Origin of the sequence: Cupriavidus gilardii (assembly GCF_013347325.1) — a bacterium.
In the GTDB taxonomy this organism is placed as follows: domain Bacteria; phylum Pseudomonadota; class Gammaproteobacteria; order Burkholderiales; family Burkholderiaceae; genus Cupriavidus; species Cupriavidus gilardii.
Window position 1 is genome coordinate 3,354,542 of record NZ_CP054626.1, and the last position, 23,530, is coordinate 3,378,071.

At 67.8% G+C, this 23,530-nt stretch carries 33 protein-coding genes; 5 read left to right on the plus strand and 28 right to left on the minus strand.

Annotation, left to right across the window (positions count from 1 at the left end):
• Position 1: 1 nt before the first annotated feature.
• From FOB47_RS25350 to FOB47_RS25410, 13 genes are all read right to left on the minus strand, one after another.
• A complete protein-coding gene (locus tag FOB47_RS25350; protein WP_053822749.1) occupies positions 2–649 on the minus strand; it encodes a DUF6441 family protein in 648 nt (215 codons plus the stop codon).
• A gap of 189 nt (positions 650–838) precedes the next feature.
• A complete protein-coding gene (locus FOB47_RS25355; RefSeq protein WP_060784897.1) occupies positions 839–1,228 on the minus strand; it encodes a DUF6631 family protein in 390 nt (129 codons plus the stop codon).
• 10 nt (positions 1,229–1,238) lie between these two features.
• The gene (locus tag FOB47_RS25360; protein WP_060784898.1) at positions 1,239–1,991 is read right to left on the minus strand and encodes a phage tail tube protein; all 753 of its coding nucleotides are present in this window, start codon (positions 1,989–1,991) and stop codon (positions 1,239–1,241) included.
• Positions 1,992–1,993: 2 nt separating this feature from the next.
• Positions 1,994–2,173 carry a DUF7210 family protein gene (locus FOB47_RS25365; protein WP_053822751.1) on the minus strand — a complete coding sequence of 60 codons (180 nt, stop codon included), beginning with the start codon at positions 2,171–2,173 and terminating at the stop codon, positions 1,994–1,996.
• 6 nt (positions 2,174–2,179) lie between these two features.
• Positions 2,180–2,605: a hypothetical protein gene (locus FOB47_RS25370; RefSeq protein WP_053822752.1), complete on the minus strand. Its 426-nt coding sequence runs from the start codon at positions 2,603–2,605 to the stop codon at positions 2,180–2,182.
• Between the two features lie 11 nt (positions 2,606–2,616).
• Positions 2,617–2,901, minus strand: coding sequence for a head-tail joining protein (locus tag FOB47_RS25375; RefSeq protein ID WP_174782328.1), 285 nt, complete (start codon positions 2,899–2,901; stop codon positions 2,617–2,619).
• Positions 2,901–3,902 (minus strand): major capsid protein, encoded by a 1,002-nt coding sequence (locus FOB47_RS25380; RefSeq protein WP_053822753.1) that lies wholly within the window; start codon positions 3,900–3,902, stop codon positions 2,901–2,903. Before FOB47_RS25380 ends, FOB47_RS25375 begins: the two co-directional genes overlap by 1 nt.
• Positions 3,903–3,904: 2 nt before the next feature.
• On the minus strand, positions 3,905–4,282 hold the full coding sequence (locus tag FOB47_RS25385; protein WP_053822754.1) for a head decoration protein: 378 nt from the start codon (positions 4,280–4,282) through the stop codon (positions 3,905–3,907).
• Between the two features lies 1 nt (position 4,283).
• Complete coding sequence (locus FOB47_RS25390; RefSeq protein ID WP_053822755.1) at positions 4,284–5,591, minus strand: S49 family peptidase; 1,308 nt, start codon at positions 5,589–5,591, stop codon at positions 4,284–4,286.
• A 22-nt stretch (positions 5,592–5,613) separates the two neighbouring features.
• Positions 5,614–7,140, minus strand: a complete 1,527-nt coding sequence (locus FOB47_RS25395; RefSeq protein ID WP_053822756.1) for a phage portal protein — start codon at positions 7,138–7,140, stop codon at positions 5,614–5,616.
• Position 7,141: 1 nt separating this feature from the next.
• Positions 7,142–7,348: a phage head-tail joining protein gene (locus FOB47_RS25400; RefSeq protein ID WP_053822757.1), complete on the minus strand. Its 207-nt coding sequence runs from the start codon at positions 7,346–7,348 to the stop codon at positions 7,142–7,144.
• 10 nt (positions 7,349–7,358) lie between these two features.
• Complete coding sequence (locus FOB47_RS25405) at positions 7,359–9,329, minus strand: phage terminase large subunit family protein (RefSeq protein WP_053822758.1); 1,971 nt, start codon at positions 9,327–9,329, stop codon at positions 7,359–7,361.
• 10 nt (positions 9,330–9,339) lie between these two features.
• Positions 9,340–9,867 (minus strand): hypothetical protein, encoded by a 528-nt coding sequence (locus FOB47_RS25410; RefSeq protein WP_053822759.1) that lies wholly within the window; start codon positions 9,865–9,867, stop codon positions 9,340–9,342.
• Between the two features lie 118 nt (positions 9,868–9,985).
• On the opposite strand from FOB47_RS25410, the gene FOB47_RS25415 reads away from it, so the two are divergent.
• Both FOB47_RS25415 and FOB47_RS25420 read left to right on the plus strand, forming a co-directional pair.
• Positions 9,986–10,498 (plus strand): DUF3489 domain-containing protein, encoded by a 513-nt coding sequence (locus FOB47_RS25415; RefSeq protein WP_053822760.1) that lies wholly within the window; start codon positions 9,986–9,988, stop codon positions 10,496–10,498.
• 97 nt (positions 10,499–10,595) lie between these two features.
• Positions 10,596–10,961, plus strand: coding sequence for a hypothetical protein (locus tag FOB47_RS25420; protein ID WP_053822761.1), 366 nt, complete (start codon positions 10,596–10,598; stop codon positions 10,959–10,961).
• Here FOB47_RS25420 and FOB47_RS25425 read toward each other — a convergent pair.
• The 15 genes from FOB47_RS25425 to merR all read right to left on the minus strand — a co-directional run bounded on the left by FOB47_RS25425 (position 10,925) and on the right by merR (position 22,586).
• A complete protein-coding gene (locus FOB47_RS25425; protein WP_053822762.1) occupies positions 10,925–12,193 on the minus strand; it encodes a site-specific DNA-methyltransferase in 1,269 nt (422 codons plus the stop codon). The genes FOB47_RS25420 and FOB47_RS25425 overlap by 37 nt on opposite strands.
• Positions 12,190–13,611 (minus strand): site-specific DNA-methyltransferase, encoded by a 1,422-nt coding sequence (locus tag FOB47_RS25430; RefSeq protein ID WP_053822763.1) that lies wholly within the window; start codon positions 13,609–13,611, stop codon positions 12,190–12,192. The genes FOB47_RS25425 and FOB47_RS25430 overlap by 4 nt, the downstream gene beginning before the upstream one ends.
• Positions 13,612–13,941: 330 nt before the next feature.
• Positions 13,942–14,328 (minus strand): DUF6362 family protein, encoded by a 387-nt coding sequence (locus FOB47_RS25435; protein WP_053822764.1) that lies wholly within the window; start codon positions 14,326–14,328, stop codon positions 13,942–13,944.
• A complete protein-coding gene (locus tag FOB47_RS25440; protein WP_053822765.1) occupies positions 14,321–14,530 on the minus strand; it encodes a hypothetical protein in 210 nt (69 codons plus the stop codon). The genes FOB47_RS25435 and FOB47_RS25440 overlap by 8 nt, the downstream gene beginning before the upstream one ends.
• 1 nt (position 14,531) lies before the next feature.
• Positions 14,532–15,008, minus strand: coding sequence for a crossover junction endodeoxyribonuclease RuvC (locus FOB47_RS25445; protein ID WP_087782353.1), 477 nt, complete (start codon positions 15,006–15,008; stop codon positions 14,532–14,534).
• Between the two features lie 142 nt (positions 15,009–15,150).
• Entirely contained in the window at positions 15,151–17,433 is a 2,283-nt protein-coding gene (locus FOB47_RS25450; protein ID WP_053822766.1) for a phage/plasmid primase, P4 family, read from the minus strand.
• Complete coding sequence (locus FOB47_RS25455; protein WP_053823234.1) at positions 17,417–17,671, minus strand: helix-turn-helix domain-containing protein; 255 nt, start codon at positions 17,669–17,671, stop codon at positions 17,417–17,419. The genes FOB47_RS25450 and FOB47_RS25455 overlap by 17 nt, the downstream gene beginning before the upstream one ends.
• Positions 17,668–18,414 carry a hypothetical protein gene (locus FOB47_RS25460; RefSeq protein WP_087782354.1) on the minus strand — a complete coding sequence of 249 codons (747 nt, stop codon included), beginning with the start codon at positions 18,412–18,414 and terminating at the stop codon, positions 17,668–17,670. Before FOB47_RS25460 ends, FOB47_RS25455 begins: the two co-directional genes overlap by 4 nt.
• Positions 18,411–18,932, minus strand: a complete 522-nt coding sequence (locus tag FOB47_RS25465) for a DUF6511 domain-containing protein (protein ID WP_053822767.1) — start codon at positions 18,930–18,932, stop codon at positions 18,411–18,413. Before FOB47_RS25465 ends, FOB47_RS25460 begins: the two co-directional genes overlap by 4 nt.
• A gap of 63 nt (positions 18,933–18,995) precedes the next feature.
• On the minus strand, positions 18,996–19,625 hold the full coding sequence (locus FOB47_RS25470; protein WP_053822768.1) for a hypothetical protein: 630 nt from the start codon (positions 19,623–19,625) through the stop codon (positions 18,996–18,998).
• Between the two features lie 3 nt (positions 19,626–19,628).
• Entirely contained in the window at positions 19,629–20,459 is an 831-nt protein-coding gene (locus FOB47_RS25475; RefSeq protein ID WP_053822769.1) for an ATP-binding protein, read from the minus strand.
• Positions 20,459–21,232, minus strand: coding sequence for a BRO-N domain-containing protein (locus tag FOB47_RS25480; protein ID WP_053822770.1), 774 nt, complete (start codon positions 21,230–21,232; stop codon positions 20,459–20,461). Before FOB47_RS25480 ends, FOB47_RS25475 begins: the two co-directional genes overlap by 1 nt.
• 3 nt (positions 21,233–21,235) lie before the next feature.
• Positions 21,236–21,715: a hypothetical protein gene (locus FOB47_RS25485; protein WP_053822771.1), complete on the minus strand. Its 480-nt coding sequence runs from the start codon at positions 21,713–21,715 to the stop codon at positions 21,236–21,238.
• An 11-nt stretch (positions 21,716–21,726) separates the two neighbouring features.
• Positions 21,727–21,990, minus strand: coding sequence for a helix-turn-helix transcriptional regulator (locus tag FOB47_RS25490; RefSeq protein ID WP_053822772.1), 264 nt, complete (start codon positions 21,988–21,990; stop codon positions 21,727–21,729).
• Between the two features lie 182 nt (positions 21,991–22,172).
• Positions 22,173–22,586 carry an Hg(II)-responsive transcriptional regulator gene (merR, locus tag FOB47_RS25495; RefSeq protein WP_053822773.1) on the minus strand — a complete coding sequence of 138 codons (414 nt, stop codon included), beginning with the start codon at positions 22,584–22,586 and terminating at the stop codon, positions 22,173–22,175.
• Between the two features lie 41 nt (positions 22,587–22,627).
• Between merR and merT the strand changes: the two genes are divergently transcribed.
• The 3 genes from merT to FOB47_RS26260 are packed head-to-tail and all read left to right on the plus strand — an operon-like array spanning position 22,628 to position 23,525.
• Positions 22,628–23,002 carry a mercuric ion transporter MerT gene (merT, locus tag FOB47_RS25500; RefSeq protein ID WP_053822774.1) on the plus strand — a complete coding sequence of 125 codons (375 nt, stop codon included), beginning with the start codon at positions 22,628–22,630 and terminating at the stop codon, positions 23,000–23,002.
• Between the two features lie 11 nt (positions 23,003–23,013).
• Positions 23,014–23,307 (plus strand): mercury resistance system periplasmic binding protein MerP, encoded by a 294-nt coding sequence (gene merP, locus FOB47_RS25505; RefSeq protein ID WP_053822775.1) that lies wholly within the window; start codon positions 23,014–23,016, stop codon positions 23,305–23,307.
• Positions 23,304–23,525 (plus strand): GDCCVxC domain-containing (seleno)protein, encoded by a 222-nt coding sequence (locus FOB47_RS26260; protein WP_082371571.1) that lies wholly within the window; start codon positions 23,304–23,306, stop codon positions 23,523–23,525. The genes merP and FOB47_RS26260 overlap by 4 nt, the downstream gene beginning before the upstream one ends.
• Positions 23,526–23,530 lie beyond the last annotated feature (5 nt).

Genomic DNA, 23,530 nt, shown 5'->3' on the forward strand with positions numbered 1-23,530 from the left:
CTCAAACCTTCGACATTGCCTTGCTGATGGCCGCCGTCAGGCGGGGAAGATCGACCCGCACCGAACGGGTAAGGTCGAAACGTTTCTTGAGGGTCACGCGCCGCACCAGCATGGCGACAGGAATCTCCTGGCCACGCTTGATGCGCTTGGCGCCGGTGCGCTCCCGCTCGGCGCTGCGGAAGCGCGCCAGCGGCCGGGCGTTCTCGCCGATGTTCTCGGCCATTAGGATCTGCTGGCCGTTCTTTTCGACGAACCAGGCATTGCCGGATCGCATCAGCGCATCGATCACCCGGGCAAACGCCTTGCGTCCGATACGCCGGTGTTGCGGCAGCAGCGGGATCAGCATCCGCCCCCGAATCGTTCCTCCCTGTTCGTGCAGGCCCAGCCAGGACACCTTCGAGCCGATGTAGAGCGCCGGAAATTCCGTGGCTTTACGGTCGAACACCTTGGCGTGCATCGACCGGAGGAACTTGGGACTTGCAACCTTGAAGCTGGCGCGCATTTCGCCCCGCACCCGCTCGGCCATCTCTTTGCCGGAATCCCGCATCGCGCGGGCGACGGCGGTGTGGATCGTTTTGTGGGTATCGGTTTGCCAGGCGTTGAAGCGACGACGATCCAGCAAGCCCTCAGCGACCAGATCGATCTTCATCGCGCATTCCCTGTTGGAGTTCGGCCTGGAGCTGACGGATGCCTTCGCGGTTGCCCTGGGCGGCGGTGGTCATGACCGCGAGCTGGGTGGAGAGCCGTTCGCGCTCGAGACGGCTGTCGGCGGCCAGAAACGCGTTCAGCTGGCCCAGCGTGTAGCCGAGGATGTCCGGGTAGCGGTGGCCACTGCGGATCAGGCGGGCGATGGCGTCGCTCCAGCCAACCGTCCGCTCAGAGACTGCGCGAGCGTGCTGACCTTCGGCGCGACCCGGTGCACGAAAAAATCCGCGTTCACCTCGAACACCGTGGCGGCGAGCGTGATCGCGTCGTCGAGCGCCAGCGCGTCCACCCATTCACGCGGGCGTCGGCTGGCCAACGCCAGAGCGGTGAGCAAGGAATCGCCGTGTTCACAGAGCAAAGCCAGCCAGTCCGGCTCGCCGGTCAGCTGCTCGGCAAAGGGCCGCACGGCCTTGAGCATCGCGGGCAGCTCGCCGATTACCAGCGGGCTGATCGTCAGGCGCTGCCCGGCGATCTCCAGGGATTGGGTTTGCGGGACGAGAACATCCAGGTCAGAGGTGGTCATCGTGTACTCCTCACAGCAGCACGATGCGGCCGAACTGACCGAGGTCGCCGGCAGCGGGCTTGAGCGTGTCCGCCAGCACCTGTCCGGAAAGCTCGAACTTCAGCAGTTCGTCGGTGATCACCGACAGTTCCTTGGCCGGGTTGATCGCCACGCGGTACAGGTCGATCACCACCTCGCGGTTGCTGTCGGCGATGTTCAGGCCTTCGAAACGCACCCAGCGCTCCGGCAGCGGCTGCGTGAACAACGCGGTGGATTGCGCGGTTCCATAGGCGTAGTCGACCTTGAACGGCTCCACGTAGGGGCCGCCCGTCGTCTTGTCGTTGATGACCAGCGATCCGTGCTTCGCATTGAGGCTGTACTGGGCGGCGGGCAGCGTCTTGGGCGTGCCCGAGGCGTCCTTGACCACCACAGAGGAGACGTTCTGCTTGGCGAGCAGGTACAGGCTTCCTGCCGTGACCGGGTTGGGCAGTGCCTCGGCCGTCACCGTGCCGCTGACCTGTTCGATGGTCGTGCCGTAGAGCGCCAGGCCCAGATTCACCGCGATCAGCTCTTCCAGCGTGCAGGCGAATTCGCCCTTCTTGGTCTTGATCAGCTGCAGGTCGGTCAGGCGTTGTCCGCTGGTCGATTCCTGATGTTCCAGCGTTTCCACCGACAGCGAGACCTTGAGCTCGGGCACGTTGCCGACAAAACTCAGCCCTTGCGGGTTGCCGGCAGCGTCGCGGGCGCCGATGTAGACACGGCCTTGTCCAGAGAAATACGGCATGGTCAGTCTCCCTTGCGTGCGGTGAATTGCGGTTTGACGCCCGGCTCATCGGGCGCCTCGGTAGGTTTGGCGACGCCGCGTTCGATCAGCCAGCGTGCGGTGGCCTCGTCGACGTCGAGGCGCGTGCCGGGGACGCACTGCACGCCGGCATGGGTGTGGGGTTTGATGAGTTCAACGGTCATGGCAAGTCATCCTTTCTGGGTCAGGTCCATGGCATGGGTGCGGTAGCGGATCTCGTAGCGGGCCGGCAGCGCGACGGCGCCAGCGTCGGCATCCTCGGCATCCCACTCGGCATCGACCTCGTGCAGCAGGAGCGCGAGGCCGCCGAGGGTCGCGTCAGGCATCAGCGCCGAGTGGGCGTCTACCATCGCCCGGTCGGCCTGGTCGAACGCGTCATCGCCGCGCGCCACCACGGTGAGGCGCAGCGTCAGCACCCGGTCGACGAGGTGGTTGGCGTAGCCGGTGATGCGGTCGCTCTCGGCGAAGAGCAGCAGCGCGGGGCTCGCGTCGCGGGTGACCGGCACGGCCGGTTGTCGCAGCACTGGAACGGGTGCGACAGCGGCCGACAGACGGGCCACGACCTCCCGCAAGATGCGCTCACGGATGGAGTTCATAGGCAGAGTCCTCAAATGCGGGTGAGATCGGCACGCCGCTCGCTGCCATCACCGATGGCCCGCACGTCGCGCACGCGGTAGCTCGTGCCACCGATGCTCACGACCTGGCCCACGGCCAGATCGGGCAGAGCCGAGGCGAGGAAGCGCATCGTGTAGTCGGTGGAGAGCGCGAGGCCATCGAGCACGGTCTCGTCCGGGGCAAGGAAGTCCACCATGACGATCTGCCCGCCGACCTCTGCATCCACCAGCAGCCCCGCGTCCGCGGCCGCCGCGTACAGCTCCTCGACGCGCACCATTAGACGGTCAGCTTCACCAGCACGCCCGGGCGGTGGCACATGGGCAGCGGGTTCGACTGGGTGTGCAGGTCCGTGCCCCGGTCGAACTTGCGCGGCTCCTGCTTGGCATACAGTGGCTGGCCGACCGTGTTGACGGTCTCGTTGAAGTCCGCCGGCGCGAAGTAGGTGCCGAAGGTGTCGATGGTGCCCAGCGGAAAGGCGTGCGCCTCACCGGCGGCGATGAAGCGGCGCGCGGTGCCGCTGGCGTCCGTAGCCTGGCCCCGGTACTCCTCGAAGGTGATGCCGCCGTAGGTGAAGCCGCGACGGATGTCGTTGATGAGGATGGCTCCGTTCTGCCAGTTCTCGAACGCCTTCTCGACCTTGGCGTGGCCGGTGAGCGCGGCGAAGAACTCCGGCGAGCACAGGCAGTGGACGCCGTTCATGAACTCGCCCTTGAGGTTTTCCTCGATGGTCGCCAGCACCGTGCCGCACTTGGCTTTGACGTTGGTGCCCGCCGTGCCTAGCTCGAAGGACACCGTCTGCTGCGCGATCTCGAAGGCATCGAACAGGTCGTAGAGCACCGAGCCGTCCGCGTCGAGGATCACGCCCTTGAGCGCGCCGACACGCAGGTGCTCCAGCGTGATCGCGTGCTTGTTGCGCATCGTCTCCAGATGGCGCGCGACCACGCCCGCGACCGTCTCGGTTTCGGTTTCCGAACCGAAGGCGCGGATGCCTTGCACCTCCTCGGGCAGCACCACGTCGTCGTGCGGGATGTGCGGCACGACGAAGGAGCGCAGCTTGCGCTTGCCGCGCACGCCGACCGTGCCGGGCGAACCCGGCGGCAGCGTGGGCAGCAGGTTGAGCACGCCGTTCATTTCCTCGACGACGATCTGGCGCTGGCGCACCGGCTTGGGTGGCATCAGGTTCAGTTCTTCCAGGCGCCCGTAGCGGTTGGGCAGGATGTTGATGGCGGCGGTCAGCGCGGCCATCGAGAATGCGGGATTGCTGAAGGGGTTATTCATGGTCAGGCTCCTTGACGGACGAGCACGCCCAGCGCCTTGAGCTGCGCCACGACGCTGAGTTTTTCGGCGTTGGTGATGGCCGCGGGCCACACGAGCGCGTGGTCGGCGACAATGGCGTGGCGCGCGACGATCAGGCCGTCGTCGCGGTCGGCGAGCGTCGCGTCGCAAGCTTGCAGCAGCACGCCGGCGGCGACCTGCGTGCCGTCGGTGGCGGACGGGTCGATCCGTGTGACTTTTCCGGTGGCGGTGACGATGCCGATGACCGCGCCCAGCGGCAGGTTCTGGCCGGAGGCGACCGTGACGCGGTCGCGCGAGTAGAGGTTGGGCGCCTCAAACTTGAGCAGGTCGCCCAGATTCAGCGGTTCGGCGAGAACGGACATTTCAGATCTCCTTCTTGGTGGATTGCGCCGCGAGCTGCTTGGCCGCGTCGATCAGCGGATTGCTGGCCGCAGGACGCGCGGCATCGGGCGCGATGCGGCTGACGATTTCGGGACTGGCCTCGGCCTGCGCCGCGAGCAGTCGGCTGCGCACCTGGGCGGGCGCGGTGTTGGTTTCGAGGAAGCCTGCGATCAGGTCGGCGCGACCGGCGAGCGTGCAGGTCTGTGCGATCTCGATGGCCTCAAGCACACTCAACGTGGTGCCGGCGGACGGTTGAGGAGGACTGCCAGCAGGATCAGCAAGAGGCCGATCAAGAGCAGTGGGGTCGGATCGTTCATTCATGGAAGACTCCATCGGGTGGTTGCGAAAATGGCCCCCAAGCTGCGCCTGCGGCTCGCTGCCCCCCGAGGGGGCGCGCTTGCCTTGGGACGGCCCGGCGGCGCGTAAGCCCGCTTGGCTGGCCGGAGTCACCAGAGTCGGGAGTGGGGAAAGCGATTGCGTGAGCTGGGCGAGCGCGTCGTCGAAACCTCCGACGGCATCGGCCAGTCCGGTGGCGACGGCATTCGGGCCGAAGAACAGGCCGGCTTCGGTGGCGCGCACGGCACCCGCGTCGAGGCCGCGATGGCGCGCGACGGTCTCGACGAACAGCTCGTAGACGCGATCCACCTCGGCCTTGAGCACCGCGTGCGCGGCGTCGGAAATCGGCTCGTGCGGGTTGAGGTCGTTCTTGCGCTCGCCCGCGAACACGGCGGTGTAGCGAACGCCGTCTTTGGCGTCCTTGGCGGACTGATCGACGTGCATCGCAATGACGCCAATCGAACCGACACCACCGGTGCGCGCGACGAACACGCGGGTGGCGGCGGACGCCAGCGCATAGGCGGCCGAGAATGCCATGTCGTTGGCCACGGCCCAGACCGGCTTCAGCTGCGACGCCGCCCGGATGCGGTCGGCCAGATCGAACACGCCGCCCGACTCGCCGCCCGGTGAATCGATGTCGAGCAGGATGGCCGCGACCTCGGGGCTGGCGAGCGCGGCGTCCAGTTGCGCGGCGATGCCGGCGTAGCTGGCGAGGCCCGACTCGGCTTCGAGGCCAGAGGTGCGGCGCACCAGCGTGCCGTGGATCGGGATGACAGCGACCTTGCCGCTGACCGGCGTGGGCGCGCGCGCCGTTGGCGTGTAACCCACGGGCGCGGCGAGATCGGCGAGGCCGATGCGTGCGCCGAGCACGGAGAGGATGACGTCGAGTTTCGGGCGATGGATCGCCAGCGGCACGCCGAACAGGCGAGCCGCCAGATGAGGCAGCACGGTCATGGGAATCCTTCGGGGAAAGCGGTCAGGCGGAGGAGTCGCCGCCGGTGGCGTCGGGCGCGATGGCGTTGCGGTTGGGTTCCGCCCCATCACGCACATTCGCGCCGTCCTTCGACGTGTAGCGAGGGTCGGAATCGAAGATCAGGCCGAGGTCGTCGGCGCGCTTGTTGTCTGCGGCGATCTCGCGGTCGACGTCTTCGGCGTCGTAACCGTTGGCCGAGATGGCTTCCGAGCGGCTCATCAGGCCCGCACGGATCGCCAGCAGCATGGCCTTGTATTCCTTCTCGGGATCGACCCACTGCCAGCCCTGCGGAATCCACTTGGCTTGCAGGTACTGGCGGCGGCGCGCCGGCCCACCGCGCGCGAAACCCGGCGCATCGAGCGAGCCGGCGAGCACGGCCTGCTTCATCCACGTCGCCCACACCGGGCGACACATCTGATGGACCAGCACCGAGTGCTGCACCATCTCGCAGCGGCGGCGGAACTCAAGCAGTCCGGCGCGGATGGACGAGTAGTTCACGCCCGTCAGGTCGCCGGTCAGTTGCTCGTAGGTGATGCCGATGGCGGCGGCGACCGCGCGGAACTGCGTGCGCAGGAACTCCGAATACGAGCCGCCCACGTCCGCCGGATCGGAGAACTTGATGTCCTCGCCCGGCTCCAGAATCTGCAGCGTGCCCGGCTCCAGCCCGGCGAGCGCGATGCCGTCGCCATCGGCCGGGCCTTCGCCCATCAGGTTGTCCTCGGGGTTCTGGCGCGTGACGAAGCCCGCGAACATCGCGGCGGTCTTCTTGCGCACCAGTTCGGCGTCGTCGTACTGGTCGAGTTCGTTGAGCTTGACCAGCGCGCGCGACAGCCACGGCTCGCCGCGGATCTGGCCGGGACGCAGCACGCGGTAGAGGTGGATGACCTCGCGCGCGTCCACGCGCACGGTCTCCATCCCGCCCTGGCCCGACATCGGCGCGAGCCGTCCGTCCTCGGGGTGCGAGCGGTACAGGTGGTAGGCCACACGGCGGCCCAGCGCGTCGAACTCGATGCCCGAGCGCACCACGTTGCCGGAGGGCAGATCGGTGGTGAGGTGGATCGGCAGGTGCTCCGACTCCAGCAGTTGAAGCTGCAAGGGCACGACCAAGCCATCCTCGACACGGCGCGGCCGTAGCCGGATCAGGCATTCGCCGCCTTCGAGCATCGAACGGCAGGCCAAGGCTTGCAGGCCGTAGAAATCGGTTTGGCCCGCCGCGTCGGCTTCCTCGGTCCAGTCGCGCCACAGCGCCTGCACGTCGGCCTTGAAGTCTTCGTCGTCCGACAGGCTCTGCGGCTTGATGCCGGTGCCGACCGCGTTGGCGACGAAGGCGTCGAGCGCGGCCTGCGCCCACGCATTGCGGCGCACGAGGTCGCGGCTCTTGACGCGCAGGTCGGTGTGGGTGGCCAGCATCGCGGCGACCGCGCCGGGATTGCCGGGCATCCACGCCAGCGCGCGGCGGCCACGGCCGGCGGCTTCATGGACGGGCGATTGGCCGAACAGGCGGCGCACGGTTTGGGAGAACCACGCCATGTCAGAAGCCCTTGCCCGTGGTGACACGGATCTGACGCTTGGTGCTCCGACCGACGCTGCGCGCAAGTTCCGCTTCGACGATGCGAATAGCGACCTGCAGTTCCTCGACCGAGCGGTACTCGACCGTCTTGTCGCCGAAGCTCACGCGGCGCTCGCCAGTGGCCAGCGCGCGCTTGAGCGCATCGAGTTGGGTGGTGGTGTAGGTCAAAGGTCTTCTCTCATCGGGTCAGCCAGCGGCTCTTGATCACGCGCCGGCTGCCGTTGCGGGTTCCAGAAGCAGAAAGGCCACCGCTGTGGGTGGCCTCGTTGGGATGTGTCGGTTCGAGCGGCGGCGAATCGTCCGGTGGACGCTCCATGCCGAGTTGTCGCTCCAGTTCGCGCCAGTGACGCTCCTCGAAGCGATCCAGGCCCGCCGCCGCTGCGGCGGCGCGGGCATAGACGTAGCAGTCGAGCGCCTCGTTGCGCTCGCGCATCTTTTGCCATTCGCGCACGGGGAAACCGTTGCGGTCGCGGCGGGTGATCAGTTGTTCGGCACAGAGCTGCTGGGTGAACTCCGCGTCGATCTTGGGCAGGTGGACGAAGCCTGCGGGGAACGTCGTGGTGACGCCGTCCTCGCCGACGTTGGCCGCCTTGCGCAGGTTGTTGTAAAGCTCCAGCTTGGCGATGCCGACCGCGACGGTGAATACCTTGATGCCACGGCGCAGCTTCTTCCCGTCGCGCGAGACATCGACCGCCGTCGGCGTGCCGATCAGCGCCGCGCCGCGCGATGCGCCCTTGACGGCCATCACGCGCGCATCGCGGCAGGCGCGCACGAAGGCGTAGGCTTCCTGCGTGGCAAAGCCGGTGTCGAGCGCGAAGCGTGCCAGCGGCATCGCCGCGCCCGTGGCGTGCGTCCAGGTTTCGTCGAGCATCTCGGCCAGACGCTTCCACACCTGCTCACGCGCGGTGTCGCCCATCAGCACGCGGTGCTCGACGAGCCATGCTTCCTTACCGCGTCCGAAGGCCCAGACCGAGACTTCGATGCGATCCTTCTGCACGTCCGCGCCGCCCACCAGCAGCAGACCGCCTTGCGGCACCGTGCCGATGCGGTAATCCTCGCGGCGTTCGACCAGCCGCTGCCAGTCGGGCGCTTCACCTTCCTCGACCCACGTTTCGCCGAGTTCGGTGTTCTTGAAGGTCTTGATCGCGGCGGCGGAACCGGATTCCTTGCTGACCGCCGCTTCCCACGCGGCGGCGATGTCGCGCCACGCGCGCCAGCCGACCGGGCTGTATAGCGAGGACAGGTGAAAGCCCGCCGTGCGCGGCGCACCGTCCTCGACCATCGCGCGCCACTCGCCGTGTTCGAGCATCCACGTCTTGTGGTGCTCCGCAATCGCGGTGTCGCAGGATTCGCAGACATAGGCCGCCGTCTCCGGCGCGCCCTTGTCCCAGCGCAACTGCTCGAAGCGCAGCCACTGCCGGTGCGAGCAATGCGGGCACGGCACGAAGTAGCGGCGCTGGTCGCTGGCCTCGTACTCGCGCTCGATGGCCGATGCGCCCGAGATCGTCGGCGTGGAAACGATGAAGATCTTCCGGCGCGCGAAGGTGCGCGTGCGCGCCTCCGCCAGCGAGATCGCGTCGCCTTCGCCCTCGACGTCCAGCGGGTAGCCGTCCACCTCGTCGAGGAACAGGTAGCGCACCGGCATCGAGCGCAGGCCGACCGCGCTGTTCGCGCCGGTCATCACCAGCACGCCGCCGCGAAACTCCTTGGCCAGAATCGTGTTGCCCGAATCGCGCGAGCGAGCCGGAGCGATCAACTCGGCCAGCACGCCCGATTCCTCGATCAGCGGGTCGATGCGCTGCTTGGAGTTGCGCTTGGCCATCTCGACCGTCGGCCAGACCGCCATCATCGGGCCCGGCGCATGGTGGATGACGTAGCCGATCCAGTTCGATCCCATCTCGGTCGCGCCGAGCTGGGCAGCCTTCATGAACACCACGCGCTCGACCGGCGAGGTCGGGGACAGGCAATCCATGATGGCCTTCAGGTACGGCGTGCGGCTGGTGCGCCAGCGGCCCGGTTCGGCGGATGCCTTGCTGGAGAGCATCCGATGCCGATCCGACCATTCGGACACCGTGAGCAGCGGATCGGGCGTCAAGCCCTCGCGCCACGCGCGTTCGATTTCGGCTGCGCCTTCGTAATCGACGTCCATTTGTTCCTGTTCAGTCCACGCGCGGGCGCAGATCGCCAAGTTCCTGCAAGTGCTCGCGCACGGCGGCCTCGAGCGCGACATGCATCGTGTGCGGGGCGACCCCGAGCTTGGCCGCCATCTGCGCGGAGATGCGAGCGGGCCAGTTCAGCCACGCATCGCGCTCGGAGCGCGCCAGCTTGAAGACATGGGCGATGGCCTGCGGCCGATCCACCAGCTCGCCCTTGAGCCGGGCCAGCCGCACCTTGTTCGTCTGCGCCTTGACCACCTCGTTGACCGTGCGCGCCTGAAGCAGCGACGCACCGCCAGCAGGAAGGGCGGCGGGACCGTCGCCACCGCCTTCCGGTACGGCGACCTTCGTGGCCTTGGCGCGCGTCCCCGCCTTGGGAGCATCCGAGTTGCGTGCCCACTCCCGATCCGCGCGGTCGGCGTCGATGGTGCCGTCAGCTTCCGGCGTGATGCGCCCAGCCCGGATGGCCTTGTGAACAGCGGTGTCGGTTACGCCCCGGTGGCGGGCGTAAGCGCGTATCGAGATGCCCATTTTGAGAACCAGCGGCCCCTTCATTCATTTGTTCGTCATTCCCCCGGAATCAGCTTGGCTTCTCTCTGGAACAGCGCGTTCATCACGTCACCCATCAACCACCCCGAAGGAGCAGCAAATGACCACCAGCCAACTGACCCCGGCCCAGCACGCGATCCTGGCCTACGCCCTCGAACACACCGGCGGCAAGATCGACTGGTTCCCTGACAACATCAAAGGCGGCGCACGCAAGAAAGTGCTAGACGGCCTGTTCAACCGCGCCCTGATCACCACCGACGGCAACGACTGGTTCGTCGCCGCCGAGGGCTACGACGCGATGGGTCGCGCCCGTCCCGCGCCCCTGGACGCCGACCCGGAGATCGAGGCCGCCGTGACGGCCGCCGAGGCCGAGTGGGCCCAGGACAAGACCACGCAGGCCAAGCCGCGCACCCGCGAAAACAGCAAGCAGGCCGAAGTCATCCGGATGCTGCAGCGCGCAGAGGGCGCGACGGTGCGCCAGATCTGCGACGCCACGGGCTGGCAGGCGCACACGGTGCGCGGCACCTTCGCCGGAGCCTTCAAGAAGAAGCTCGGCCTGACCATCGTCTCGGACAAGGCTCAGGGCGGCGAGCGGGTCTACCGCATCGCCTGATCAGAAAGATCGAGAAAGAGGCCAAGCGGCGCTTGGCTTCTCAATCGAGCAGCGCGTTACTACGGACGTCGCAACGATCAACCCGAAGGAGCCCGAGATGACCACCAACCAGATCCCTGCCACCCAGAACGAAGCCTGGGGCTTTTGGGGCACGATGAACGAGCACGCCAGCGCTGCGTGGCCCTTGGCGATGAACGCCATTTCGGACGCCACCGGCCAGCCCCTCGAATCGGTGCGGATCTTCCTCGACAGCCGACACGGCCGCCACTTTGCCGACGAGGTTCAGAACGGGCTGTACCGGGGCCAGACCTTGACGGACGCGATCAACGCCGCCACCCGACAGTGGATGGGCTGGACGATTGGACGCCAGACCAGCAAGCAATACGGCATCCCGCGCGGTCTGCCCTACCTGACGGGCTTCGTGATTCACTGCGAGATCACCGACGAGTCGCGGGCCGCCTGATCGAACGCCATGCCATCCGCCTCGCGGGTGGCACGTTTCCCAGTCCAGTCCTGCCAGCGGCGCACAATCACGTCGACGTACTTCGGGTCGAGTTCGATCAGCCGCGCCAGCCGCCCCGATTTCTCGGCGGCGATCAGCGTCGTGCCAGAGCCGCCGAACGGGTCCAGCACCACGTTGCCGGGGCGGCTCGAATTGCGGATCGCCCGCTCGACCAGCTCCACCGGTTTCATCGTCGGGTGCAGGTCGTTCTTCTGCGGCTTCTTGATTTGCCACACGTCGCCCTGATCACGGTCGCCGCACCAGTGGCGTTGCACCCCTTCGGGCCATCCGTACAGAATCGGCTCGTACTGGCGCTGGTAGTCGGCGCGACCCAGCGTGAAGGTGTTCTTCGCCCAGATGATGAACGTCGACCAGTGGCCACCGGCGGCGCGGAACGCCGCCTGCAGCACGTCGAGTTCGCTGGAGGACATCGCCACGTAGATGCCGCCCCGGCAATGCGCGACGGTGGGCGTCAGCGCCGCCAGCAGGAAGTCGCAGAAGCCGTCGCCCAGGTTGTCGTTCAGGATCGCGCGATCCTTGCCGCGCATCTTGTCCTTGGCACTGTTGGCGTAGTTCACGTTGTACGGCGGATCGGTGAAGACCATGTCCACCTGCTCGCCTTCCAGTAGTCGCTCGTAGCTTTCGGCCAGAGTGGAGTCGCCGCACAGCAGGCGGTGACCACCGAGCAGCCAGACGTCGCCCGGACGCGAGACCGGCGTCTCGCTGACCTCGGGCACCGCATCGTCATCGGCTTCGCCCTCAGTATCCGGCTCGTCGCCCGCCATCAACTCGGCCAGCGCGTCGGCATCGAAGCCGGTGAGCGACAGGTCAAAGTCATCGTCCTGCAGGGCCGCGATCTCGATGCGCAGCATCGCGTCATCCCACCCGGCGTTCTCGGCGATGCGGTTGTCCGCGATGACCAGCGCCCGGCGCTGGGTCGGGCTCAGATGGTCGAGCACGACCACCGGCACCACCTCCAACCCGAGTTTCTGCGCGGCGGCGAGCCGACCGTGCCCGGCGACGATCACGCCGTCGCTACCCGCCAGGATCGGATTGGTGAACCCGAACTCGGCAATCGACGCAGCGATTTGCGCCACCTGTTCATCCGAGTGGGTGCGCGCGTTGCGGGCGTAGGGCAGCAGCTTGCCTGTGGGCCACTGCTCGATCTTGTCGGCCAACCAGGAGGCGTTCATTGCTCGGCCTCCGTGGTGGCCAGACGCTCGTTGGCGACGTGGTCGAAGGACTGGCCTGTGGCCAGCAGTGTGACGGGCACGCCAGGGTGGTTCTGCTGGAAGCGCTTGATCGCAACATCCACGTACTCCGGCGCGATTTCGACCGTGCGACAGATCCGACCGGTGCGCTCTGCAGCCAGCATCGTCGTGCCGCTGCCACCGAAGGGCTCGAACACGATGTCGCCCGAATCGGTGTAGGCCTCGATGACGAACTCCGGCAGCGCGACCGGGAACACGGCCGGGTGGTCGATGTCCTGCCCGATCTTGCCCTTGTGGCGCATCACGCGGATCACCGAGTCGGGAATGCGGGTGTCCTGTGTCGGCTGGCCCTTGTGCGTCCAGCCGCCCACCTCGCCATCCTTGCCGCGCATTGCCGTGGACGACCCGTCAGCACGCAGGTGCGATTCCTGGCCAGCATGCTTGCACGGCACGATCTTGTTCGGCTTGCGGCTCTGGCGGTTGAAGTGAAAAACGAATTCGAAGCTTGGCGCGAAGCGGCCCGCCCAGTCGCCGGGCATGCCCGGGCCCTGATCCCAGACGTACCACGCGAAACGCCGCCAGCCCTGCTGGCGCATCCAACCGAGCCACGCATCCCAATACGGGATGACCTCGTTGTCGCGGTGGATCAGCCCGAGGTTGACCAGCACCTGGCCATCCTGAGCCATCGGCAGATGGGCGAACACGCCGCGCATCAGGCCATCCCAGTCGGCGATGCCGCCCGAGGTGTAGTCACGCTGATTGCCGTAAGGCGGTGAGGTGAAGCACAGGCGAGCCATGTCGCCTTGCATCAGCGTGCCGACCACGGCACGGTCGGTCGCGTCGCCGCAGATCAGGCGATGCTGGCCGATGGCCCAGACATCGCCGGTGCGCGACACCGGCACCACGGGTGCATCCGGCACGTCGTCAGCGGCGTCCGGTTCGTCGCCGTCCGTTGCGTCCTGCTGCTCCTGGTCGGCCTCATCGGAGACCACGTCGTCGGCGAGCAGTGCCTCGATCTCGGCATCCTCGAAACCGGTCAGCCCAAGGTCGTACCCGGCCTCGGACAGCTCGGCCAGTTCCAGCGCCAGTAGTTCCCCGTTCCATCCCGCATCGAGCGCCAGCCGGTTGTCGGAGATGACGTAGGCGCGCTTCTGCGTCGGCGACAAGTGCGCCAGTTCGATGACCGGCACCTGATCCAGTCCCAGCTTGCGCGCGGCAGCCAAACGGCCGTGGCCCGCGATGATGCCGTTGTCGCCGTCCACCAGCACCGGGTTCGTCCAGCCGTACTCGACAATGCTGGCCGCGATCTTGGCCACCTGCTCGTCGGTGTGCGTGCGCGGGTTGCGGGCGTAGGGAATCAGCGCCTCGACCTTGCGGTACTCGACGTTGAGCGTGTTCAGAATCGGTTCCTCGAAAAAGGAAAACCCGCCGACGGAAAACCGCGGGCGGGCTCGTGATGGGTGCGGACTGGTGCGGGTGCAAACTGCAAACCCTGCAAACCTTGGTTTGCAGTCGGACGCTAGGCGAATGCCGCGCTCGCGCCCCCCGCATGGGCTATTGGCCAGGAAGGACCCGTGAATGCCCGGGCGGCTTCCTCGACCGTCACCGCTGTCCAGAAGATAGCTGCAATCCTACCCCCGGACCGGCGAATCTGTTGCAGCGGCGAAAGCCGCATTTCGCCGCCGATGCGCGCGGATGCGCGACCGCACCCGCCAAATCACGCCAAAACACTACGCCGTCAAGGCGACGCCGTTGAGGTGATCGGCCACCAAATGCAACGCCCGCTGCCACCGCCGCCAGGCGGTGGTCCGGTCGCAGCCGAAGCGGGCGCAGATCTCGCGCCAGCGGTGGCGCTCGGCGCGCATCCATACCAGGTGGCGTTCCTCTTCCTCCAGCCACAAGACCCAGCGCATGGTCTCGAGCATCCGCTCGACCGTCTCGGGTGCGGGCGGGAAGCGCCGGATCGAGGGTTCGGCCCCCAGCGTCTCCCAGGGCATGCGGCGGATCGCGGGCCAGGTGTTGAAGTAGCCCTGCACGCGCACGGGCGGCAGGCGGTGGGCGGTGATGGCCGCCTCCCGGAAGCGTTCGGCCACACGCTCGACGGTCCACTCAGCCATGGCGCGCCTCCCGTGCGCCGTAGAGCCGCTCGCCGATTCGGCGGATCAGCTCGCGTTCCATCCAGTCGAGCCGGTCGTCGTCGAGGCAGACGACGAGCAGGCGCTGCTCGCGCCAGCCGCGGCGTTTGACGGCCTCCACGTCCATCGGCTCGGGCTGCAGGCGCCCCAGCGGGCAGCGGTAGCGAGGGGTCGGGACGTCCATCTCACGCCTCCTGCGCCGCGTCGTGATGCTGGATGGCCCAGTGCAACAGCGCCAAGGCGTCGGCCTCGTTGTCGTCCGCCGGGGCGTGACCCCGGCGACGCACGGCCGCCATCACCGCGTCCTTGCGGGCGTTGCCTTTGCCGGTGGCGTGCTTCTTGATCGTGCCCACCGGCACGCCCTGGTAGGGAATGCCGTGGTGCTCGCACCAGGCCGTGAGCGTGGCCAGGAACCCGCCGTAGGCGTGCGCCGCGTCGGTCGAGACGTGGCGGCGCACTTCCTCGAAGACCAGCGCGTCGATCCCCTCGGCGTGGGCCTTGAGTTCGGTGAGCCAGCCCTTGAAGCGCAGGAAACGCATGCCGCCGCCTTCGAAGCGTCGGGGCTTGAAGGATTCGGTGCCGCTGGTGATTCGGCCCGTGCGGTCGCGCAGCGCCCAGCCGGTGGTGGTGCCCAGGTCCAGGGCCAGGATCGTGGTGTGCATGGTGTCAGTCCTCGTTCGGTGGGGACTGACGCATCCGACGCACGATATCGATAGTTCCCGTGAGGCGCGCGCACGCGCGCGCGCGTAGAGACTTACGATGGACAGCGTCAGATGCGTCAGTCCTGTCGGTGGTCACGGGTGTTCAGTCGTCGGCATAGGGGGTGTAGGCGGGCTGCATCGGGTGCTTGAGACCCACGCCACGGAAGCCCCGGATGCCGGCGGCGTTGCGCCATTTCTCGACGCCGCGGGTGATCAAGAGGTCGGAGAAGCGGCGCTGTGAGCCGACGAACTCGCCGGCGGCCTCCGCCCACTGCTTCCAGTCGGTGAACAGTTCGGCGGTCAGTGACTTGGCATTGGCCTCGCGCACGCAGCGCTCCTCCAGCCAGCGGCCCAGCGCGTCCTCGGCCTCGAAGTACTCCTCGGTGGCCGCCACCACCTGCGGCGGCGGATCGAGCCGGCCCAGGCGCTGCCAGGCCAGGCACCCTTCCAGCGCCCAGGCCAGGATGCCGTCCCGCTCGGCCAGCAACTTCTGCTGCAGGTGTTTGTCGCGCCGCTCGGGCGGCACGGTGATCGTGAAGGGGATCAGGTGCAGCCGGCGCTTCATCGCCTCGTCCACGTTGCGGATCGCGGGCTTGTGGTTGCCGGCGATGACCAGCTTGAACTGGGGCGTGTACTCGAAGAAGTCCTGGCGCATGAAGCGCGCCGAGACCTTGTCGCCGCCGGTGATGGCCTTGACCTTGGACTCGTTCCAGCGCCGGCCCTGCTCGGTCTCGATGGAGGAGACGAAGCGCGCCCCGCGCAGGCCCGCCATGTCGGTCGGATGCCGGTCGCCGCGCGCCTCCATGAAGGTGTCCATCGGCGCGCTGGCGGCGTAGTCGCCGAGGATCGTGGCCAGGGTGTTCACGAACACCGACTTGCCGTTGGCGCCGGTGCCGTAGAGGAAGAACAGCGCATGCTCCCGGGTCGAGCCGGTCAAGCAGTAGCCGCTGACGCGCTGCAAATAGGCTTGCAGGTCCGCGTCGCCGCCGGTGACTTCGGCAAGGAAGCGCCGCCAGGTCGGGCAGTCGCCGCCGGGCGTGGCGGTGGTGATCTTGGTCATGCGGTCGGCGCGGTCGTGTGCGCGCAGGCGGCCCGTCCTGAGGTCGACCACGCCGCCTGGGGTGTTGAGCAGCCAGGGATCGGCGTCCCACTCGGCGGTGGTCGCGGCATGACGTCGGTCTGCGCGAGCCAGGCGTTCGACGCCGCCGACGGTGCCGGAGGTGGCCAGCTTGGCCGCCAGCTTGGGGTTGTCGGCCTGGAGGGCCGCGTGTCGGCAGACACCGCGGATCAAGTCGGTGGCCGCCAGCGTTTCCTCGTTGCGCCAACGCCGGCCATCCCACACCAACCAGCGGCCCCAGGCCGCCACGTAGCGCCAGTCGCGGTGGTAGCGGCGGGTGAAGGCCAGCGCCAGGGCATCTTCGGTGCCCCACACCGATTCATCCGCGCCGATCACCGGCTCGCCGGGGTCCGCAATGTCATGCACCTGCACACGCGGGCCGTGGGCGAGGAAGGCCGCGACGTCGAAGCCCTCGGCCACGGCATCGGCCGCATCCCAGCCCTCGGCGGCTTCCTCGGGTGGGTAGAGGATGTGGCAGGTCTTCGCGCCCGCCGACAGAATCGCCTGGGCCGCCTGCACGGCGTACTCCCAGCCCGGCTTGTCGCGGTCGGGCCAGATCAGCACGGCCTTTCCCGCCAGCGGCGACCAGTCGGTCTTGTCCACGGGCGCATTCGCCCCGTGCATCGCGGTGGTGGCCACGATCCCGAGCTCGATCAAGGCCTGGGCGCATTTCTCGCCCTCGACCAGCACGACCTGGGCGGCGTCCTGGATCCCCGGCTGGTTGTACAGCGGCCGCGGCTCGGGCGGTGCCATCTTGCGCCGTTTGGCGTCCCAGGGCCGGAATTCCTTCTTGCGCCCGGGCGGGTCGTAGCGGTAGACCACGGCGATGAGGCGCCCTTGTGCGTCGAGGTAGTCCCACTTGGCGGTGGCCGGGCCGAGGTCGTCGATCGAGGCCTTCTTGGCCGCCTTGCGCGGCGGCGCCGTGAGCGCTCGGCCGACGAGGTCCTCGGCCAGGTCGAGGACGCGGGCGAAGTCGCCGTGCACGTCCACGCCGAAGTGAGCGCCGATCAGGTGGAACACATCGCCGCCGGAGCCTTCGGCGCGGTCGGTCCACAGTCCCGCCTTGTCGCCGTCGAGCACGACTTCCAGGCTGTCGCCCGGGCTGCCGAGCACGTCGCCGATGACGAACTTGCCGCGGCGCTTCTTTCCAGCGGGGAACAGGGTGAACAGCACCGACTCCAGCCTCGCGAGCAGCGCGGCGCGCACGGCCTCGCGGCGCTCGGACGCCGGGATCTCGGGCGCGGGTGCGGTGTCATTGAAGTCCAGCATCCGACTCCTCCTCGTGCCCTGCGTCGGCCGTGAGCAGGGCTTGACGTTCCTCCATCCACGCCATCAGTTCGGAGAGCTTGAAACGCAGCAGCTTGCCCACCCGGTAGTGCGGCAGGCGCAGACGCCGGCGCTCCTTCGCGTGCGTGAGCCAGTAGTGCGGCAGATTGAGCGCCAGTGCCGCCTCGCGTGCGTCGATCAGGCGCTCCCCGAGCACCTGGTGCAGCGGTGTCTCGTTCATGCCGCAGCCCTCCAGCACCGGTCCTGCCACGGACACATCCGGCACTCGACATGGGTGGGATCGGAGAACGAGCGCGGCAGCAGTTCGCCCGCCTCGGTGGCCGTGATGACCTTCACGGCCCGGTCGGACATGCGCTGCGCCAACGCCGCATCGAACGGCACCAGCTCGGCGTGAATCTCCATGGTGTCGGCGTTCACCGCCGTGAACAGGGCCGGGTGCGCGTGCAGTTCGAGGTAGGCCTGGTAGAGCGCCACTTGCGCGGCGTAGACCGGGCGGGCAGACGCGAGCCGGTGCTTCTCCAGCTCGCGCCACGACTTCGCTCCCAAGCACTTGTTCTCCCACAGCGCCGGGTAGCCGCAACCGAACCCCAGGTCGGGCCCGGCGACGAGCACGCCATCGACGTGGCCCTGCAGGCGCCCGTCCAGCGCCGAGAAGCCGAATTGCTCCTCCGCGTCGTTACGCGTGCGCAGATCGAAGCCCGCGGCACGCAGCCATCCGACCATGCAGTCCTCGATGAGGTGGCCGCGCTCGAAGACGCGCAGCATGCGGCCGTCGGTCTCGCGACCCGGATCGACCGGGGCGTCGGCGAACTCGTACTGCAGCGCGCGCTCGCAGGCGACCCCGAGGCGCGAGGCGCCGAGGTAGGTGCGGCGAGGCTGCGCCGCGCGAGACTGCTGCAGCCCGGCGTCGATCAGCGCCGTGAGCTGACCCGACAGGCTCTTGGAGGCGTTGAAGTCCATCATCGCCGCGCCTCCTTGGGTGCTGCCGTGCGTGCCGTCTGCGCTTGAGCCTTCGGCTCCTCCCACGGCAGATCGTCCTCGAGGTCGGCGAAGGGGTCGGACACCGGGTCTTTCAAGCCCCGCACCGGCGGATACTTGGTCGCCTCGTGGTGCTCGACCATCGCCTCCGTGTAGCAGGTGACGATGGCGTCGACCACCTGGAGCGCCTCGGCCTCGGAATACTCGCCCAGCGGCTTGGCAAAGCCGATCTCGCCCGCGACCTCGCCGAAGGCCTTGAGGCACTTCTTCATCGCGGCCAGTTCGACGTCAGACGGGTCGATCATGGCCACCTCCGTCTTGGGCGTGCGTCCTTCCTGCACCCGCAGCCACTGACCGTAGAGCGCGTGAAACGCCTGCTGGCAACGCCGCGAGCAGAACACCCAGTCGATCGGATAGCGCCGGGCATCGCCCACCGGATGCCGAAGGTCCGAGTGGCCGTAGCCGCCCGCCTGTCGTTTGCAGACCCAGCACTTGCCGCTCATTGCATTCGCTCTCGCCTTCGGCTTCGCGAAACTTCGCTTCGCTCGTTTTCATCGCCCCTCCTCTCACTGCGCCCAGGCCGGCTTGCCCGGCACGGCGGGGCGTTGCGGGGCAACCGGTGCGGGCATCGCACGGGGCGGGGCGACCGCCGCCGGCGCGCCGGAGTGGGCGGTGCCGGGGTTCTTCGGCGGCAGCCCCATCAGGCGGGCGTAGTCCGGGTGGTCGGGCTCGACGGCGTTTCGGATGACGTTCTTCAAGTCGCCGCGGCCGTCCTTCTCGATGTCGATGCGGGCCGCAAACTCGATGCCGTCGAGCTCGTGGAAGCCCTGGATGCGCCGCGCGGCGGCGGCCTGCGGGCTCATGTCCTGCGGATGGACGTTGCGGGCGGAATTGAGCACGGCGCGCACGAAGCTGCGCCCCATCTGGCCCCAAGCCGGGCCCTTCGGGGAATGCAGGCCGATGTTGCTCCAGAGCTTGCGCCGGGCGTACTCGCCCTCCAGCACCACGAACTCGGCCGCCAGATAGACCGAGCCAGTTCCAAAGCTCTGCGTGGCGTAGCCGCCGGTCCAGCCCTGGGCCGGGTCATCAAAGCCCCCGGGCTTGAGCGTCATGCGCACGCGGGCGAGCGTGCCCTTGGGGATGAGGTCGAAACTGGGCTGCTGCTGCGCGTCGTTGAAATCGTTCCAGGCGGTCATGGCTCACTCCTCGAAGGCGGTAGCGGATGGCGGAAGGCGGGTGGCGGCGGCGCACTTGTCGATCAGCGCGCGCAGGTTCGGCGGCTCCAGCAACTCGAGCTGGCCGGAGCGGTCCTTGGCCGGGACGCCGTAGGGGTTCAGCGTGTGGCAGACGAAGGCGCGGTAGATTGATCCGTCCTCGGCCTTGATCTCGGCCAAGGTGACCACCTCGTCGACGATGCCGGGCAGTTCCGCCGCGGTCTTGGCGCCCTCGATCTGCGGCACGAAGACCTTGCGGTTGAAGTCGTCCAGGCGCTCGTCGAGGATGGCGACGAACACGACGTGCTTGCCGCGCGCGTGCTGCAGATGGGTCAGCGCCCCGATCAGTTCCGAGCCGAGCAGGCCGTAGGCGCCCCGGGTGTCGGGCTTGCCGGTGCGCTCGCTGTAGGCTTGCGGCTGGGTCTTGGCCCAGACGAGCGCCAGGCGCGCGAGTACCGTGATCGAGTCGACGAAGTAGGTGTCGTACTTGGCCAGTTGCGCGGGATCGCCGTAGCGCTCGCACACATGCCGGTAATGCGCCTCGGAGTACGGCGCATCCGCCGGCAACGCCGGGTTCGGGCCGGCCAGGAACACCACGAGATCGCGGAACTCCGGCCAGGTGCTCGGGCGCACGCAGTCGCCGCGCCAGTCCTTGACGGCCAAGTCGCCAGCCTCGAGGTCGACGAACAGGGTCGAGGCTTCGGGCAGGGTCTTCAACTGGCTGGTCTTGCCGATGCCGCTCTTGCCTAGAAGCACGAGCTTCACGCCCTGCTTCTCGCGCAGCCGCTGATCGGCGGTGATGATGGGGAGGGCCATCACGCCACCTCCTTCAGCCGCTCCGCGACCGCCGGGTTCCAGAGGATCTGGTAGCCGCTGTGCCCGTTGCGCGAGTACGGCATGGCTTCGGCCCAAGCCTCGCCGGCTTCGGTCAGTTCCCACTCGTCCCGCTCGTTGCGCAACTGCAGGCCGTGGTGGGCCAGGCGCTGGTTGATGGCCTTGGCCGACAGGCCGAGCAGCCTGCCGAGCTGGGTGGCGTTGAGCGAGCAGATCGCCTCGTTCGCCGCAGTGTCCCGGGCAGGAAGGGCGCGGCGCAGCGTCTCGACCGCCAGGCCCGTGTTCTCCTGGATGCAGGAGAGCGTGGCCGCCATCGCGATGCCGGGTTTGACCCCCGGCACCTTGGCCACGGCCTCGCCGATCAGCAGCAGAGCGGCGATGCGGTCCTGGGTGGGTGCCGGCAGGGTCGGGCGTGCACTTGGCGCCGTGTAGCTGCCCGTCTTGCGGATCGCCGGCAGCACCTCGTGGGTGACCCAGCGCTTGAAGCGCTTGGCCTCGCGCTTGCGGCTGCCGAGGACCAGGCTGTACAGCCCGGGCTCGTTGACGACGTTGACCTGGTCATTGCCGCGCGAGATGCCCTGAATTGAGATCAGGGCTTGCTCGTCAGGGTCCAGTCGCGCCAGGGCGCGGGTGGTGTTCGGCAGTTCAAGAACCGCGCACACATCCACCGCGACGAACCACGGTTCGCCTTGGGCATCCGTGACGACCCGGACCGGACGGCCTTCGAAATCAAACGGGATCAGTTCGGTGCTCATGGATCACTCCTCCGAGACGAGGGCCAGCCGGAACGTGGGCTTGCCGGGCTTGACGGTGCGGGCGGCATCGAACCCGGCGCGCAGTGCCGGCGGCCAGTTGGAGAAGCGCGATTCCGAGACGGAGTACTCGACGTCCAGGTAGTCCTCGACCTTCTCGCCGGCGGCGGCGATGCGCCGGGCGATGGCGGCCAGTTGCGCCTGGTCCCAGGACACGCGCTTCGGGACATCGACCGTCACGCGAAGCAGCCCGTCCTTCAGGTGCACGACGCCGAAGTCCTTGCCCGCCTCGAGGCGGGCAGCACGGGCCTGCTCGCCGTAGGCGGCCTCCAGCGCAGCGTCGAACTTGGCGCGGGCCTGCTTGAGCCAGGCGAGCGCTTCGTCCAGGTGGCGGCTGATCTCCGCCTTCTGGGCGGGCGGAAGTTGAGCCAGCTGGCCGACGGACATCGCGGCGATGTCGGCGGGGTAGAGGGTCAAATCGCTCATCGCATCCCCCTTCAGCGCGCCGCGCGCTCGGAGGTCGAGTCGTGCAGGGCGCCACGCTCGAACTCGATGACCGACTCCAGGGGGTAGCTGACGCGCTTGGACAGCTTCAGGTAGCGCGGGCCCCGCCCTTCGCTGCGCCAGCGCTGCAGGGTCTTGGGGCTCAGGCCCCAGCGCTGCGCGAGCTCGTTCTCGTTGAGGACCCGACGGTCGCCGGGAGACAGGCCGTTGATCGCATCGACCGGCGACCGGGGGATGGTGCTTGCCGTTGTCGGCATGGAAGCCTCCTATGACGCTGTTGAGGAACAGGTGTCATTGCAGGCTTCGGGTGGCGAACCTTGGAGGGACCGAATGGCGAACCACGCGGGAACTTCGGGTTCGCCAAAGTTCTCGCCGATACGAAAACGGCGGGCACAAGGCCCGCCGTCATGGTCGAGGATCAGTCAAGGACGGCTGTGCGTCACTCCGCCTGCAAGGCGGCGATCAAGGGGCAGCGCACCCGGCCGCGAATGGCATTGCAGCGCTGCACGAGCTCGGACAGCGCCGCTTCGATGCGCTGCAGGTCAGCCAGTCGTTCGCGAACGTCAACGAGTTTGCGCTGAGCCTGCGCACGCGCCTCGGCGCAGTGCGATCCGTCCTCGAGCTTGAGCAGTTCGGACACCTCGTCGAGACTGAAGCCCAGCCGCTGTGCCGACTTGATGAAGCGGACGCGGCCAAGCTCGTCGGCGCCGTAACGGCGGATACTTCCCTGCGGCCGATCTGGTTCGGGCAACAGCCCCTTGCGCTGGTAGAAGCGGATGGTTTCGACATTGACGCCAGCCGCGCGCGCCAGCGCGCCGATCGTCATCGCCTCGATCTCGGGCGTGCTGTTCATGGTCTTGACTCCGTACTTAAGTACGGAAGTAAGCTTACTCCATGAAACCAGACACCCCAACTGCGCAAGGCAGTACCGGAGGCGGCCGTGCGGCGCTCGCGGCCGGATTCGTCTCGGCCATCCTCGCATCGACCTGCTGCCTCGGGCCATTGGTGCTGATCACGCTGGGCTTCTCAGGGGCATGGATCAGCAACCTGACGGCCCTCGAACCCTACCGCCCGATCTTCATCGGCGCGGCCCTCGTCGCGTTGTTCCTCGCCGGGCGACGCATATGGGCGAAAGCCCCGGCGTGCGAACCCGGACAGGCCTGCGCGGTGCCGTCGGTTCGGCGCGGCTACGAGCTGCTGTTCGGGATCGTGGTCGCCCTGGTGATCGTGGCGCTCGGCTTCCCGCTGGTCGCGCCCTGGTTTTACTGAACGGAGGTTTTATGAAGAGATTGCTTGGTTTTCCGATGCTGACGCTCGCCCTGATCGTGAGCGTGCCAGTCATCGCCGCGACAAAGACCGTCACCCTGTCAGTGCCGGGCATGAACTGCGCCGCCTGCCCGATTACGGTCAAGAAGGCGCTCGGCAAGGTGCCGGGCGTGGCCAAGACGGACGTGAACCTCGACAAACGACAGGCGACCGTGACGTTCGACGACGCGCGGGCGAATGTAGAGGCGCTGACGCGGGCGACCCAGGATGCTGGCTACCCCTCGACGGTGGTCGGGAGCGTGAAGTGACTGCCGTCGTTCTGGAATCGACGTTGACTTGTCCGGAGTGCGGTCACACCAAGACCGAGACCATGCCTACCGATGCCTGCCAGTGGTTCTATGAGTGCGAGGCCTGCCACGCCATACTCAAGCCCAAGCCCGGGGACTGCTGCGTCTATTGCTCCTACGGCACTGTGCCGTGCCCACCAATCCAGGAGCGTGGCAGAGGTAGTTGTTGCGCCAGCTGAGCGCC

Bases quoted from the DNA above. Each gene is read 5' to 3' on its own strand.
- FOB47_RS25420 (WP_053822761.1), top strand. From the start codon at position 10,596: ATGACCACCAACCAGATCCCTGCCACCCAGAACGAAGCCTGGGGCTTT.
- FOB47_RS25435 (WP_053822764.1), bottom strand. From the start codon at position 14,328: ATGGCTGAGTGGACCGTCGAGCGTGTGGCCGAACGCTTCCGGGAGGCG.
- FOB47_RS25460 (WP_087782354.1), bottom strand. From the start codon at position 18,414: ATGATGGACTTCAACGCCTCCAAGAGCCTGTCGGGTCAGCTCACGGCG.
- FOB47_RS25355 (WP_060784897.1), bottom strand. From the start codon at position 1,228: ATGACCACCTCTGACCTGGATGTTCTCGTCCCGCAAACCCAATCCCTG.
- FOB47_RS25360 (WP_060784898.1), bottom strand. From the start codon at position 1,991: ATGCCGTATTTCTCTGGACAAGGCCGTGTCTACATCGGCGCCCGCGAC.
- FOB47_RS25445 (WP_087782353.1), bottom strand. From the start codon at position 15,008: ATGCACACCACGATCCTGGCCCTGGACCTGGGCACCACCACCGGCTGG.
- FOB47_RS25365 (WP_053822751.1), bottom strand. From the start codon at position 2,173: ATGACCGTTGAACTCATCAAACCCCACACCCATGCCGGCGTGCAGTGC.
- FOB47_RS25425 (WP_053822762.1), bottom strand. From the start codon at position 12,193: ATGAACGCCTCCTGGTTGGCCGACAAGATCGAGCAGTGGCCCACAGGC.
- merR (WP_053822773.1), bottom strand. From the start codon at position 22,586: ATGAACAGCACGCCCGAGATCGAGGCGATGACGATCGGCGCGCTGGCG.
- FOB47_RS25385 (WP_053822754.1), bottom strand. From the start codon at position 4,282: ATGTCCGTTCTCGCCGAACCGCTGAATCTGGGCGACCTGCTCAAGTTT.
- FOB47_RS25480 (WP_053822770.1), bottom strand. From the start codon at position 21,232: ATGAGCACCGAACTGATCCCGTTTGATTTCGAAGGCCGTCCGGTCCGG.
- FOB47_RS25395 (WP_053822756.1), bottom strand. From the start codon at position 7,140: ATGGCGTGGTTCTCCCAAACCGTGCGCCGCCTGTTCGGCCAATCGCCC.
- FOB47_RS25465 (WP_053822767.1), bottom strand. From the start codon at position 18,932: ATGAGCGGCAAGTGCTGGGTCTGCAAACGACAGGCGGGCGGCTACGGC.
- FOB47_RS25370 (WP_053822752.1), bottom strand. From the start codon at position 2,605: ATGAACTCCATCCGTGAGCGCATCTTGCGGGAGGTCGTGGCCCGTCTG.
- FOB47_RS25470 (WP_053822768.1), bottom strand. From the start codon at position 19,625: ATGACCGCCTGGAACGATTTCAACGACGCGCAGCAGCAGCCCAGTTTC.
- FOB47_RS25450 (WP_053822766.1), bottom strand. From the start codon at position 17,433: ATGCTGGACTTCAATGACACCGCACCCGCGCCCGAGATCCCGGCGTCC.
- FOB47_RS25485 (WP_053822771.1), bottom strand. From the start codon at position 21,715: ATGAGCGATTTGACCCTCTACCCCGCCGACATCGCCGCGATGTCCGTC.
- FOB47_RS25350 (WP_053822749.1), bottom strand. From the start codon at position 649: ATGAAGATCGATCTGGTCGCTGAGGGCTTGCTGGATCGTCGTCGCTTC.
- merT (WP_053822774.1), top strand. From the start codon at position 22,628: ATGAAACCAGACACCCCAACTGCGCAAGGCAGTACCGGAGGCGGCCGT.
- FOB47_RS25375 (WP_174782328.1), bottom strand. From the start codon at position 2,901: ATGGTGCGCGTCGAGGAGCTGTACGCGGCGGCCGCGGACGCGGGGCTG.
- FOB47_RS25390 (WP_053822755.1), bottom strand. From the start codon at position 5,591: ATGACCGTGCTGCCTCATCTGGCGGCTCGCCTGTTCGGCGTGCCGCTG.
- FOB47_RS25415 (WP_053822760.1), top strand. From the start codon at position 9,986: ATGACCACCAGCCAACTGACCCCGGCCCAGCACGCGATCCTGGCCTAC.
- merP (WP_053822775.1), top strand. From the start codon at position 23,014: ATGAAGAGATTGCTTGGTTTTCCGATGCTGACGCTCGCCCTGATCGTG.
- FOB47_RS25475 (WP_053822769.1), bottom strand. From the start codon at position 20,459: ATGGCCCTCCCCATCATCACCGCCGATCAGCGGCTGCGCGAGAAGCAG.
- FOB47_RS25405 (WP_053822758.1), bottom strand. From the start codon at position 9,329: ATGGACGTCGATTACGAAGGCGCAGCCGAAATCGAACGCGCGTGGCGC.
- FOB47_RS25440 (WP_053822765.1), bottom strand. From the start codon at position 14,530: ATGGACGTCCCGACCCCTCGCTACCGCTGCCCGCTGGGGCGCCTGCAG.
- FOB47_RS25455 (WP_053823234.1), bottom strand. From the start codon at position 17,671: ATGAACGAGACACCGCTGCACCAGGTGCTCGGGGAGCGCCTGATCGAC.
- FOB47_RS25380 (WP_053822753.1), bottom strand. From the start codon at position 3,902: ATGAATAACCCCTTCAGCAATCCCGCATTCTCGATGGCCGCGCTGACC.
- FOB47_RS25410 (WP_053822759.1), bottom strand. From the start codon at position 9,867: ATGGGCATCTCGATACGCGCTTACGCCCGCCACCGGGGCGTAACCGAC.
- FOB47_RS25490 (WP_053822772.1), bottom strand. From the start codon at position 21,990: ATGCCGACAACGGCAAGCACCATCCCCCGGTCGCCGGTCGATGCGATC.